Origin of the sequence: Pedobacter planticolens (assembly GCF_014172375.1) — a bacterium.
Classification (GTDB): domain Bacteria; phylum Bacteroidota; class Bacteroidia; order Sphingobacteriales; family Sphingobacteriaceae; genus Pedobacter; species Pedobacter planticolens.
Genome location: NZ_WNXD01000002.1, coordinates 227,554 through 241,003, shown reverse-complemented (window position 1 = coordinate 241,003; position 13,450 = coordinate 227,554). Strand labels below are relative to the sequence as shown.

Sequence of the window (13,450 nt, the reverse complement as noted above, 5' to 3'; positions counted from 1 at the left end):
CTTTTACTTAAAATTCAAAAAGATGTTTACACAATTTAAAAATATAGATACCGCCTTTAAGCATATCAAGACTTTTTCGCTTTTTCTGATTATTGCCTGCGTACTGGTATCGGGCTTTGCGATCTATAAGAGCTTTGATATGGTGAGCACCAATAATGCCAAGGTATATATTTTGGCTAATGGTAAGGCAATCGAGGCATTTTCGGCAGAGCGCAAGGATAACATTGGGGTAGAAATCCGTGACCATGTGAAAATGTTCCACCACTGGTTTTTTACGCTCGATCCCGATGAAAAGGTGATCCAAAGAAATATGCTGTTGGCGCTGAATCTGGCCGATCAGAGTGCAAAGAAAAGTTATGATAACCTGAAAGAGCAGGGCTATTTCACCAATTTGATTTCGGCGAATATCTCCCAGGAGATTGCGGTTGATTCGGTGGAGCTCAATCTGGATGTCTATCCCTATTACTTCAAGTGTTTTGCGACGCAGCAGTTGGTCCGCTCTACTTCGACTGTGGTTCGTCGTTTGGTGACCCAAGGTTATTTGCGCAACGTGTCGCGTTCGGACAACAATCCGCACGGGTTTTTGATCCAGCGCTGGGAGACGTTGGAGAATTCAGATGTGGTAAAACCGTAAGCTATGGGATGGTTCAAGAGAAAAAGCAAAGAAGAGGCTGGAGATAGGTCTTTTGATGCGGTGGCTGAGCGGATCGCTGGATGGATTCTTAAATGGCAGACTTCGTTATCAGCAAAGCTGAATGCAAAGGCTAAAAAATATGATTCGAAGACGATCTTGCTAGTGATGGCTGGATTAGGATTGCTATTCGGAGGCTATTGCCTATGGCTGGTGAGTAGCCTATTTAGATAATCGATTATTTACACAAATCAATTTTTATGGAAACAATTAAAAAAACAAGGGACAAAAGGAAAATCCTTTTGGTGCTGCCGCTGATGCTTTTGCCCTTTATGGCGCTGGCGTTCTATGCGTTGAGTGGCGGTCGTGGACAGGTGGTTGATCCTTTGCTTGCTAGCAAGGGAATCAATACCGCTTTGCCGGACGCGAATTTTAAGGCGGAAGAACCAGTAGATAAGATGGGGTTTTATGCCAAGGCTGGAAAGGATACTTCGGCTGAAAATAGTGTTTCGGGGATTGCGGGCAAGCTGGGATTTGGTGCAGAGGATGAAAAGACTTCCGAGATCAATGCCAAATTGGAAGCGTTGAACAAGGAAATTAATTCACCTCCTGTTAATGTCGGCGGAGGCAAAAGCCCAGCTTATACCCAAGCCCCAAAACAAAACGATGCAGGTATAAAAACCGATGTCGACCGATTAGAACAGATGATGAAATCCATGCAGGAGGGCAAACAGAAAGACCCCGAAATGGAACAAATGAATTCGGTACTGGAAAAGATACTGGACATCCAGAACCCTGTTCGGGCGCAGCAGAAGGTTTTGGGCAGGATTTATTCCGGTCAGGATCTGGAAAAGTTTTCTGCGATAACTGCGGTGATCGATGGTAACCAAAAGGTGGTGCAGGGCGCTGCGGTGAAATTGAGGTTGACCGATTCGGTGCTGCTTTCTGGGGTAATGATCCCGAAGGGGCACCTGCTTTTTGGCTTGTGCAAGATTACCAATCAGCGTTTGCTGTTAGATATTAAGAACGTGCGTTTGGGAAGCCAAATTATTCCAGTTGATCTTTCGGTGTATTCGCTGGATGGAATGCCTGGGATTGATGCGCCTGATGCAGTATTTCGTAATGCAGCAGCAATGGGTGCCGCCGATGGCATTAGTGGGGTTTCAATGTATGGTATGGAAGGTGTTGGCGGTGAGCTTGCTGGCGCAGGGATCGATGCGGCAAAATCGCTGTTGTCTAAAAGGGTTCGTGTGGTGAAAGTGAAACTGAAAGACGATCTACCCATTCTGTTACGAGACAATAGCAGAAAATAGCGTTTTTGGCTATGCAGCTTAGAAAAACAGATGTGCTGGAAAGTGACGACTTTATTTTGGGGTCTTTTAGGATACAATGCCTTTTCAAAATCAAGCTTGCTGCCATTGCATCGAAAATTAATCAGCCCGACCTGGAAAGGAACTTTTCAGTCAGGCGTATTTATTTAACAATCAAAAAACATTGGTTATGAATTTGAATAATTTAGAGAACCTCAAAGAGGAAATGTCGAATTTGGGCTTTAAGGCAGCGCTCATCGAGCAGATGGAAGAAAAGATGAAGGCGAATGTGCCGGAATTCAATTTGTATGACTCCGCCGAGGCCACCGTTGGACGGGTAGACATGACCCTTTCTTTCAAACAGTCAGGCAAGTCAGACTATTACTACCTGAACAAGTTCGAGGTGAACCACCAGAAGGGTCCAAAAATTCCCGATGGAGAAAAGGTGATGGTACTGACCCAGCTCGAGGGAACAGATGGGTTCAAGATGGAAAGTTTTGGCAATATTGCCGAGGCCATTGCCTTTTTTGATTCGCAGAAGGAAGCGTTGAGCCAACAGAAAGGTTTCAGCCACCTAGTCATTGGGAAGGATGAAAACCATGGGGTGAAAATGGTGTCGATGGAAGATGGAAAAGTGAACTTTATAGATAAGGAGATTTCACAGACCTACCGCAATCCTTCGATCAACCAGACCATCTATGTGGAAAGGGGAAAAGGTTTTTCTGCCGAGCAGGCGGTGAATCTGATACAGGGCCGAGCGGTGTACCGTGATGACATGGTTTCTCAGGCAGGTCACCAGTACAAAGCATGGATCAAATTGGATTTTGATGTGGCAAAGGACAAGTACGGCAACTTTATGGTCAACCAGTATACCGACCCTGCCTATGGTTTTGACCTGTCTCGAGTTTTGGATAAGTTCGAGTTTAAGGAACTGGCTGATCCTGCAAAACGTGAACTGTTGGAAAGCAGTATCCGTAATGGTAACAGGGCAACTGTTACCGTAGAAAAAGATGGCAAGGCGGTTAAACTGCAATTGGAGGCGATACCGCGCTATAGCCAGATCAATCTTTACAATAAGGATGGAAAGACCGAAAAGCGCGAGCAGTTTTTAAAGAGTGCTGATCTGAAGCAGGAATATGTGGAAAGCAGGAATAAGGCACAGAACAAAAATAGGCAGCAGGGTCAAGGGATAGGTCTTTAGGTTAATAAAAGTGATATATTAAAGGCTGCTTTTGGCAGCCTTTAATATTTTGAAAAAAATTATAAGTAACCGTAGGTATACAATAGAGTACCTTTCGAAATAGGATAATTGTAATATAGATGGAAAATTCTATATGTTTATATACTGTGTGATAAGCAAAATAATGCCTCCATCTTATGGTCAACTTTTATCGTTATTCAGTATTTCCTTACGTAATACTTTTCGATATTTGATTGACGTAGTTCCTGAGTTTTAAGTATGATTCCAAGGGTGTTTCATTTGAAGTGTCTATGATTAGTGTATTAATTCTCGTGGTCTCTTCAAAAAATAAGAGCGATTTTTCTAGCAAGTTTAATTCTTGTTCGTATTCAATTACGCTGCTAGTTCCCGAAACATGCCTTTCTTGGATTCTTCTTCTTAAGATCTCCTTTTCAGCAGTGATTAATATTGGATAATGATCAATTCCCAAGTGTTTCAACTTGCTGAAATTATTATTTAATAACTGTTTGAATTTTGATTGACCAACTTTCAAGTATGCTAATGAATCAAAAGGGCTGCGATCTGAAACAATGAGGAACTTTCCGTTATTGTGATGTACGCAAACTTCATCAAACCATTTTTTCACATAGTCCATTTTTGATATGTATAAAGTCGGATCCAATTGGGCGCCATCGCTATTTTTGTATATTGAATTTACAAAATCATAATTTGGTTTTAAAATTTCGATTAAGGTAGTCTTACCGGATCCACAAGGCCCGCTTAATGAGATTAATTTCATGAATGAAGAGTTAATAAATTTTGTTCGTGGAGATTTCTGATCAACCAGAAAGGATTATTAACTTTTTCAATCAATTCCGCCTGCTTACTGTCTGACCTCCACATATTAACTAGGTCAATAAATCTGGCTGAAATTAAATCGGTTAGATTTTTATTCATTAGAACTCTTTGCTTTAAAAGCTCATAGGTAAATACTTCTTTAGTGATGTTTCCTAATACAAAAGGTTCCGCACCATATAATACGACAGTTCCATCCGGGTTTATCGTTGTATCGAAAACTGGATTTTCCATCGAATTATTTAATAGGCCAATGTGAAACTCAGTGTTTCTGCTTTTTTCTAGAAAATCAATATATCTATCAATAGGCCATTCATCTAGATAATCGAAGTTACTAGGTAGAACAGTCGGCTTGAACTGTAATTTTATCTGCAAACAATTTGTATTGAGTTTATAGTCTATTTCACTCAGCTTTGTGATATCATATTGAATATTTTTGGATTGTAGTATTCCTTGGAGCCGGTCGAAAACGTATTTCTCCTGTCCGGTAATAGATCTAATCTGTAAGGATGCATTTGATAATTTTTGTTTTACAAAAATAGATATTAGTATTTCTAACACATCTCTATTTATTTCCTTTGCATGAAACTGATCAATGCTAATTCTATATGCCAAAGTGCAATTTTTTGCTTCGCAAATTCTAGATAGGGTCTCTAACAGTCGCCTTGTCCTTTGCATGTTCCAAAAAGAACTTGTGATAAGTTCATAATTAATATTTTCGGGACCAGATTCAATAATGGTTAGAAGATTTTCCCATGCAGCTAATGGATCACCCTCCCCACTTATGCATACTTTTCCTGACTGACTTGAAAGATTGCGTAGACTGTTTAATGTATTATTGTTGATTTCTAAATCTTCATTTCGATGCAAGTGCTTTGTCATACAGAATGAGCAGCTCAATGGGCATCTGGCCGTAATCAGCAGATATAAAAGATTATTATGACAATTCATGTTGCGCCTGGTTATTTCTCCCAACTGAATATTTTATCAGGGTTTTCTGCGTGAAATTTTTGAACAAACAACCTACAATCAATCGTGCTTTTAAGTGAATTTTTTCCAATATACTTTTTGCAATCCTCCTCCGAAATTTTTTGAAAGTAAAAATCTGACTTAGCTGGTATTGTATCAACAAAATAACCGATTCCCGATACAGGTGTTTTATTGTCGAAATAAAGAAAGCTCATGTTGGTAACCCCATCAAATGTCTTTCCATCTGCTACGTCCGTTGTGTGGCCCGTAAGAGAATATACGATTTTTTTTGTGTTGGGATCAATTCTTACGAAATTGCTCGACCAGTGAATTCCGATTGTGCCATCGCTATCCATTGAAGTTCCGGCAACTTGATATTCATCGGTTGGGAAGTGATATATTAATGACACAACTGCATAGCTTCGGGTGCTGTTTAAATACTTGACTTCTAAATAGTATCCTTCATAATCTGCCCTTGGATCAAGAATTTTTCTGGTGAAATATCTCTTTTTTGGAAGTGTACTGATCAGATGAATTATCACATTAAATGTAAGTATGGAAATTAGTGCTGCAACTACCAACGCCCAGGTAGGAGACTTTACTATTTTTTCTAGTGGTTCAACCGATTGTGCAGCGAGCACACTTGATATGGCAACCGCTATAGGATCTAGATATTTAACTTTATAGGTTCCCATCGCTAAGAGCTAAAGTTCAAGGGTTTTTTAGAAAACGTTTGTATCAGAGAAAAATGTAAAGCCGGATTCAATTGATTGGTTTTGAGGGGTTAACGAAATACTTATTTAAAGCTAGTTAACAATTCCTGAAAATCCTAATTTGTTAGTGGTCTGTAGTTATCTTAACATTTGGCAGAGCCGTATTATCATCGATAAGGGATCAACATCGTAAATACGTTCTGCTATTGTGAATCATTTTTTTGCAAATTTCCGTATGGTTTACTAATGGGTCTAAGGGAATCAATTCTCATATTTAATTTTATGAGACCTTCCAGAATTTGCGTTTGCTGATGCATTAAAATAGAATCTGCACTATAATTTGATGGTTTTGGCTCTTTAACTATCACAGACTTAGGATATAGAATAACTTGCAGAATGATAGTTATGGCAATTAAGCCGCAATAAAAGTTTCTTATTGAGCCAAACCACAATATTCTCTTTAAGGATGTGAATGCTATGACTTCACTGGATTCTTTGTCCCATGCCATTATTCCCATCAAATTAAAGCTGCCAAAATCTTCACTTTTGAATACTTCTGTAAATTGCGAACTATTAATGAATGTGGAAATCTCTTGACTTCTAAAAATAAAATGACGCTGACGCCTTCTGCATTTCCCCTCTACAAGCCAAAAAAGAAGCGGTATCACAGCCACAAATAGCAGCACCTTTCTTAGTTCGGTTTCATTGCTACCTAGAACAATGGAAATACTTCCTGCCCAAATTAATATTGCCCAATTTTTGATCTTCATTGAAGCTTCGTCTAATCGCGCTATTGATTGATGGATTGTATCCAATTCCTTTTTCAATAACTCAAGCTTAAATTCAAAGATGTTAGTGGTCATGCCAATTTATGTTATTAAATAACTTTTCTCTAAAGTAGTAATTTCAAGTATGTTACACTAATGTGTCGGCTCGCTGTCGGGTAACTTATTCATCTTGCATTCATATCTTTTCTGTCAAGCAAGTTGTTTGAATGGGTTTAAGCATTGTCCTGTGGATGGAACTGCATCAACCGCCCGTCTGGGTCTATCTTGATGGAATAATAGTTCCCATTGAAATAATGCCCCTTGTCATTTTGAAGGTGAAATCCTTTCCCCGCCTTTAGCCTTTCTTCGATAGCGACTTTATTTGCATCTAGGACGATGTTTATGATCCTGCGTATATTTTTTATGGTGTACAGAAAACCCGTTCCCTGTCCTTTGGATGACTCGTTGATCAGGAATTTCTTGTAGTGCCTGAGATAAATATGGATGAACCGCTCAAAGTCCCAGTAGACATGATGTGTCCAGCCCCAACAGGTCAATGTCTCAGGCTCAAACCTGTAGACCAGCGTCATCAGTTCCTGCCAGGCGCCAATATTCTCAATCCGGAGCTTATCGATGTGTTTAAGCGCAATTCCAAGATGCCGGCAGATGTAGGCCACTCGTGTTTTCCTGCGGTTTGAGAGTGCGTTATTCAGCGCATATCTGAACGGACTTCCTTCCCGATCTGCTTCCACGAAAGAGGAGAGTATTGTGATGAGCACATCATCGTAGTATTTTCCAGTGGCTGGATCTGTAAGGATGTTAACTTTATTCTCATCAGTCACCTGCTCCGGTTCCAATAACAGCTGCAGGCCATAATATCTTCTCACTTCATCGGGTATAAGAGGAATCCCTTCTTTAAGTTTCAGACGGAATACATGGAGCAGCATTTTTTCACCCGACAGAAATTCTGGATGGAAGTCGATATTAATGGTATTGGGGATTTCCTTGACGTTTGTTTCGTCATACTGGTTTTTGATCGGCCCAAGATCCATGATATTTATGGATGCGATATCGGTGCTGAGAAATCCCTTTGTCAGTAGGCGCTGGTTCTTTTCCTTATCTTGCAGAGCGCCATCTAAAAATATCGTTCCATCATCCGAACTGGTATTTCCAGCTTCCATCTCCTGCTTTAATCGAGCCCGTTCAGATGGTAAATATATGATGTAGCCATAGACCGTTCCACCGTATGTTTCAAATGCGGCTGAGCCCCTTAAGAAATTAAAAATAGCATACCGGTCGTATTGGCCGATCGCTGAAAAGATCGACTGGATCGAGAATGTTTGTGTTTGCGTCATGGGAATTTCCTATCTGAAAACGAACTGCAAAATCAAAAATGCGCTTAAAACAGCATTTGCCTTGGCAAAAAAATAGAGCAGCCAAGTGCTCAAGAAAAATATGACCAAAAAGCCGATCCACATCCAACTATATTTTGCCTTTTTTTCGTCCATAAACCTAAGATCTGTATTAAATTCACGATCTCCGTTCAGTATACGGGCAATATCCTGTTTGTCCAGCAGGTCTTCGTAGCGTGCCTTAAGGTCTTCATAATTATCCACGAACCGTTTGCGCTGTGCGTTGACTTCCCATCGAGATACAAAGAAATAAAGTATCGAGCAGGAGATAAAAATGGTGGATAAGATACTGGCCTCCCAGGTAAAAATGCCTACATAATCGTCCTTGTTCAGGAATTTTAAAAGAAAGACCGACATGTAAAAGGTGATGAGTGCAAGTGCGCTCTTCTGGAAGCCTGCAGCAAAGGTTTCGATGATCTTGTTCGCCCTGTCATGAAAACTGAGGAGCTGATCGGTGACCTTGTTGCGGATCTCGATATACTGCTTGATGTTCTGCTTTTCGTATACCTTATAGCTGGATTGGATTGACTGAAAGGCATCTCCCTTTAATGTCATGGAAGTTGGGTCATCCATGTGCAGGGAAATGATATTTCTGGCCAGTCCCAACTTATCGTTGAGGTTTCCGGCATTGTATACCCATGTATAGACTTTAAAGTATTGATCTAGCGGATCGGATAGCTGCTTGTCTATCTCGATCTCCGACTGGATAGATTTATAACCGTTTAATCTGTAGGAAAACTTGTTTTTTTTCAGTTCACTGATGTCGATCAGAAATGACATCGCACATACGCACCTAAGCTTAGAAAACAGCTTGTCCAGTGCGTTTTCGGCAGGGGCTGAAAAAAGAAAATCCTCTGGGATAAGTTTAAAATCGGTGAAATGGTTATAACTGCAGCAGCTAATTCCCTTGTCGAGGATTTCCTGGCGGTCGATTGCTGCTGGTGTGCCGGTGTCCTGCCTATTGACAAACCAAATGCTCTGGCTCTTGAATTCTTTGGCGTAGGTCTGGAATTCAAAAATGAGGTAATCTTTACTCACAGCGTTGAATTGGTGAAGTTGGGCTTCAACTTCCAATTGTTCCAGATAATCGACAAAATCCTGGTAAAAGTACAACGATAGCCTGCCCTGAACCTGCGTCTTTATAATTTTGACCGTGCAGCTGATCTTTTCAAACCTATCGGTCTGATCCGCTAAAGTGCTAAAAAAGGTGTTATCATGCGACTGGGAATAGTATTCGATAGGGTCGTGGTGATCAACCTGGATTGTCAATTGCAGTTTATCCCTAGAGCTGAGAAAGGTCAGGTTTTCTAAGAATACTTGTTCGGACAGTGACCTGAAAGTCGTTGCCTGAATATTGATTTCCGCTTCCCTGAACCATTCGGTTATCGTGAGGTTTCCCTCGAAGAGTAATAAAAAATCCTGCGCAGTATACCCTTTCATTACGATAAAAGCTCGGTTTGGTCCTTGAAATATTCATACCCTTCCGCCGAACGAACCATTACCCATTTGGAGCCGTCCTTATCCTGAAACCTCTTGATGACCTGCTCGATATTCTGGATACCATCTTTCAGGTTAAGATCGATCTGGCTGGTAAGCTGTATGGTACGTTTGAATTTTTTTGTAATCACCTTAGGGACGATCTTGAAGTGCTTATCAAATTTCCCATTTTCGAACTGCTTTTCGACTTTCTTTGCTAAACTTCCAACATCCAAGCTGCTGTCGAAGGGCTCATAGGTGTTAATGATGTCGTCCAAAAAACCTTCTACTGTAAATTCTGGCTTTACCCTGAAATAATGGACAGCGGCATTCCACAGACTGATAAAATCTGCCTTGTGTTTCTGTTTGATGGGATTGAGCACATTGCCCTCGATTGCTGCAAATACTTTTTCAGTATTGTAATCATCGGTATAAATTTCAGATAGCTCTAGAAATTCCCTCCACCAATACACAGAAAAGGTAGAGTTGGTGTCATATACAAGGATCTTGGATATGTTGTTTTCTTCATCCAGCGCTGCACTGAATGCTTTGTAGATTTTCTTCTTTAACGGGAACCCATTTCTTCTCTTGTAGCTTTCTGCATCTAGGTATTCATTGTAATCAGCCTTGGAAATGACAAACCTGCGTTCACCATTGCTCAACTGAATCAGGGTGATCACGGCTATCCCTTTTACCAATTTGATATTGAGATTGTTATTTTCTTCAGCATCGATCTCCTTGGCCAGCAAACGTTTTGCGATTGATTCGGCGAACCCTTCCTGAGTTGAAAGATCTGTATATTGGGTGCCAATGATTTCTGAGATCAACGATCGAACTTCGGTGTGTTCACTGGTAAATTCATAGCCCCTACTGCTTTTCTCATCTACAATGAGGTCCAAAAGTTCTCGGACGTAGCTCTCTAGTTCTTTTTGCTCCTCGGTATGGGGTAGTTTTTGGGTCGCTTTGGCCGCGACGTCTATTTTATACAGCGCATTAAAAATAATATCCATCTGATTTGGTTTGAGGGTTAATTTATTTGGTCAAACAGTATTGATGTATTGGACATCAAGGTGTTTAAGCTAAGATAGTTATTTATTCCATCAATAATTTACGGTTTACAATATTCTGAACTCAAACTTCACGTTGAGCCCTCAATGTTTTGCTTGCCATGGATGGGCCTTGTGTTTGGGCATCATGTTCATTCTTTCCAGCTGCTTAGATTTAAATGTGGATAAAAAGTCGGGCATTTTCGCCCGACTTTGTTTTTTATTGCTTTTATCAGCATATTTTGTTATATATTTGTTAGGGGAAAACGCCTGATACTACATGGACAATAAAAACAGACACTCGGATATCGATAGACTTTTGAATAGGATCTTTACGGAGGACTCCAAGGTCAACTATTACCCTTTGCAGGAGTTGTTCGAACAGAGGCTTGAGTACTTGAACATCACCAAGCACCATGCGCAGAATATTCTGGATATTGATCATAAGACGTTGAGCTCCATACTTTCTGGCGATGCAAAAAAGGTCGATTTTGTTACCATTCTAAAACTGTCAGATTTTCTGGAGATATCCGTAGAGGAGATCATTAATAAATACTTCAAGCTGGTCCATGACATCCATCATGAAAGCATTACAGCGGCTAAAAAGCGGAGCTTTATTGTCAATAATTTCAATTTGACCAGCTTAAAGAAGATTGGGTTCATTAATAGTATCAATGATTTTGAGCATATCGAAAAAGCAATTGTGACTTTCTTTGGGTACGAATCCGTGTTCGACCACAACAAGCATCGGGTTACCGCGGCATTCAGTAGCGGCAAAAGGAGTACGAATAAGGAAAACTTGAGTTTCTGGTATGCAGCTGCCTGTCAGAGCTTGGACAAAACACCTAATCCCTATCAATATGACCGGGAGGGACTGATCGAGTATTTTCCGCAGATCAGGTGGCATTCAATGAACGTAGAAAGAGGTTTGCTGCTGGTAGCACAGGCACTGTTCAAGTTCGGTGTAACCTTGATTGTAGTTCCAAAGTTTACCACTGATCTCCATCTTCGCGGAGCAACAATGAAATATAGGGACAAGCCGTGCATCGTGCTTACAAAATATACTGCATTCTATGGCAGCATGTGGTTTGCATTGCTGCACGAACTCTTTCATGTTTTGTATGACTGGGAAGAAATCAGGAACGAAAAGTATCATATTACAGGAGAAACGGAATCGATCCATATCAGTGAGCCTGAGGCCGATAATTTCGCTAGGCAATATTTATTTGCCGATCAGAAGATGGATGTTGTGAAATCCCATATTTCCGATGCGAAATTTGTAAAGGCCTATGCCGAACAAAATCATGTTCATCCTAGTATTATCTATACTTTTTACTGCTGGGACACTGCTAAGGACTCTGATTATGCAAGGTTCAATAAGTTTATGCCAAATTTTGACCTGGTGCTGGAAAGGTTTAATACCAGTGAATTTTCGAAATTTAGCCCTGTTCCGAAAATATCTAACAAAAGGAACGTGGACATTTATACAATTTGATTATGAAGGATAAAAAAAAGACAACCAGCGGAGAAAACGCGGTTGACAAGGAGCTTAAAAGGACCCTGGACAGAGAAGAACAGCAACGGCTACTTTTTGGAGCGGATGCACTTTTGCCCCAAAAGTCGTTTGATATCGAACTGGAGAAACACCAGTTGCGCAGCGGTCTGGAGTTCACGATCAGGGAGGTTAAGGACGTCATCAGCGAACTGGCAGGAGCATACTACCCAATGTTTCCAAACAGCATTCCGTTTTTCAAGTTGATGTTCAAATTGTGCGGATGGGACAACCTGGATGCCAACGCGTTCATTAAACCACCAGTGGTTGCCATTTATATCAAGAAGTATATCTATGCGCGATTTGCCCAAGAAGTGCTTCCGACGCTGTTATTAAAGGAGAATCCCTTGGTCAGCGGCTACATTAAGAAATACAAGCTGTTCCAGTTCCTTAATGCTGATGGATTGCGGCTATTGGAAACGTACATTCAACAGGCGATTGCGATGATGCAAGAGTCAAAAGATTGGTACGACTTTGAATTGAAGTACACCAAAGAATACAATTTGCCCATGCAATTAAAATGTGTAGAGGTTAAACCTGTAAAAGTAGTGAAGCTTTATCCCGATCAAGCTTAGTGTAGATGCAATTTGGTCACAATACATACTAACGGTGTTTTTCGGGACTGGTCCGAGACCGATTTGCAGTTTCAAGCTGTTCTGTAAGTAAATCAATTCGTTTTTTTGATTGTTCAGCTAAGGTTTTGATACTATCAACCTCATCGTTTGTTTGTTGAAACCTGTTGGAATTGGCTGTCTGAAGATAGATGTTCCAAGCGCCAAAACAAAGTAGAACAAAGGAAAACAATAGCGTTGTGTTTTTTCGCTTTTCGTCTTTTGCCTTCCAATTGAACTCTATTTCTTTTCTTTCACTTTCCTGCTGGGCTAAATTCCTTGATTCGACCACTTTCACTTCCTCTCGTTGCGCCTTTTGCTCAAAAGTTCCATTTTTGATGAACCTTTTCCCGTCCACAGTGAGCTGGTAGGTTCCGCCGCCGTCTTCGAAGATCTTTTCTGCCAGGCCCATATTTTCGAGTTCGTCCAGGCAGTAGTCAATATCATCGTGACGAAGTGGCAATTCCGCTTCAAAATCCATGACTGATTTTCTTTTTTGATGAAGGTCGAGCATGATCCTGTCCATCAGTCTGAAATCCTCCATTGTAGTTTTTTTCATCACAAATTTAAATTAGTCCATCAACGCAATTTCTAAAAATTCACTGGTTAAAACAAGGAATATCCAGAATACAAAGAGATATACCCTATCCGACAAATCATGTGCGGAGGATTTAGAACAAAATATTATACCATATCGTTGCCAAACCAAGTTGGATAAATAATGTACACTAAATTTGAGTTTAGTTTTATTATATTTGAATTTAATAGGGCCTGCTAAGAAATTGAATCTTTATGCTGGGTTTTTCATTAAACCAATGATCGGCATACCAGCCAAGTTTTCTTGGGGAGAACGGTTATATATACTATTGAGATACATCTTGTTACTATTTTGTTTGATATATTGAATTTTGCAGGCCCTTTTTATCTA

At 40.4% G+C, this 13,450-nt stretch carries 14 protein-coding genes; 6 read left to right on the top strand and 8 right to left on the bottom strand.

The genetic code is table 11. From position 1 onward, the window contains the following. Positions 1-22: 22 nt before the first annotated feature. The 4 genes from traK (at position 23) to GM921_RS09710 (ending at position 3,142) form a co-directional block, all read left to right on the top strand. A complete protein-coding gene (gene traK, locus GM921_RS09725) occupies positions 23-634 on the top strand; it encodes a conjugative transposon protein TraK (RefSeq protein ID WP_182922454.1) in 612 nt (203 codons plus the stop codon). Between the two features lie 3 nt (positions 635-637). Further along, positions 638-865 carry a hypothetical protein gene (locus tag GM921_RS09720; RefSeq protein WP_182922453.1) on the top strand — a complete coding sequence of 76 codons (228 nt, stop codon included), beginning with the start codon at positions 638-640 and terminating at the stop codon, positions 863-865. A 26-nt stretch (positions 866-891) separates the two neighbouring features. Further along, on the top strand, positions 892-1,944 hold the full coding sequence (gene traM, locus GM921_RS09715) for a conjugative transposon protein TraM (protein ID WP_182922452.1): 1,053 nt from the start codon (positions 892-894) through the stop codon (positions 1,942-1,944). Between the two features lie 187 nt (positions 1,945-2,131). Beyond that, positions 2,132-3,142: a hypothetical protein gene (locus tag GM921_RS09710; protein WP_182922451.1), complete on the top strand. Its 1,011-nt coding sequence runs from the start codon at positions 2,132-2,134 to the stop codon at positions 3,140-3,142. Between the two features lie 208 nt (positions 3,143-3,350). Here GM921_RS09710 and GM921_RS09705 read toward each other — a convergent pair whose 3' ends face one another. The 7 genes from GM921_RS09705 to GM921_RS09675 form a co-directional block, all read right to left on the bottom strand. After that, positions 3,351-3,920: a nucleoside/nucleotide kinase family protein gene (locus GM921_RS09705; protein ID WP_182922450.1), complete on the bottom strand. Its 570-nt coding sequence runs from the start codon at positions 3,918-3,920 to the stop codon at positions 3,351-3,353. Continuing rightward, positions 3,917-4,858, bottom strand: a complete 942-nt coding sequence (locus tag GM921_RS09700; protein WP_182922449.1) for an SMC-Scp complex subunit ScpB — start codon at positions 4,856-4,858, stop codon at positions 3,917-3,919. The genes GM921_RS09705 and GM921_RS09700 overlap by 4 nt, the downstream gene beginning before the upstream one ends. 80 nt (positions 4,859-4,938) lie before the next feature. Continuing rightward, a complete protein-coding gene (locus GM921_RS09695; RefSeq protein ID WP_182922448.1) occupies positions 4,939-5,640 on the bottom strand; it encodes a hypothetical protein in 702 nt (233 codons plus the stop codon). 221 nt (positions 5,641-5,861) lie between these two features. Further along, a complete protein-coding gene (locus tag GM921_RS09690; RefSeq protein ID WP_182922447.1) occupies positions 5,862-6,521 on the bottom strand; it encodes a hypothetical protein in 660 nt (219 codons plus the stop codon). A 137-nt stretch (positions 6,522-6,658) separates the two neighbouring features. After that, on the bottom strand, positions 6,659-7,780 hold the full coding sequence (locus tag GM921_RS09685; protein ID WP_182922446.1) for a hypothetical protein: 1,122 nt from the start codon (positions 7,778-7,780) through the stop codon (positions 6,659-6,661). Positions 7,781-7,789: 9 nt separating this feature from the next. Then, positions 7,790-9,277 carry a hypothetical protein gene (locus GM921_RS09680; RefSeq protein WP_182922445.1) on the bottom strand — a complete coding sequence of 496 codons (1,488 nt, stop codon included), beginning with the start codon at positions 9,275-9,277 and terminating at the stop codon, positions 7,790-7,792. Next, positions 9,277-10,323 (bottom strand): hypothetical protein, encoded by a 1,047-nt coding sequence (locus GM921_RS09675; RefSeq protein WP_182922444.1) that lies wholly within the window; start codon positions 10,321-10,323, stop codon positions 9,277-9,279. The genes GM921_RS09680 and GM921_RS09675 overlap by 1 nt, the downstream gene beginning before the upstream one ends. A 316-nt stretch (positions 10,324-10,639) precedes the next feature. On the opposite strand from GM921_RS09675, the gene GM921_RS09670 reads away from it, so the two are divergent. Both GM921_RS09670 and GM921_RS09665 read left to right on the top strand, forming a co-directional pair. Further along, entirely contained in the window at positions 10,640-11,854 is a 1,215-nt protein-coding gene (locus GM921_RS09670; RefSeq protein ID WP_182922443.1) for an ImmA/IrrE family metallo-endopeptidase, read from the top strand. Between the two features lie 2 nt (positions 11,855-11,856). Beyond that, a complete protein-coding gene (locus tag GM921_RS09665) occupies positions 11,857-12,486 on the top strand; it encodes a P63C domain-containing protein (RefSeq protein WP_182922442.1) in 630 nt (209 codons plus the stop codon). 28 nt (positions 12,487-12,514) lie between these two features. On the opposite strand, the gene GM921_RS09660 is transcribed toward GM921_RS09665, so the two are convergent. Next, positions 12,515-13,081 carry a hypothetical protein gene (locus tag GM921_RS09660; protein ID WP_182922441.1) on the bottom strand — a complete coding sequence of 189 codons (567 nt, stop codon included), beginning with the start codon at positions 13,079-13,081 and terminating at the stop codon, positions 12,515-12,517. Positions 13,082-13,450: the final 369 nt, after the last annotated feature.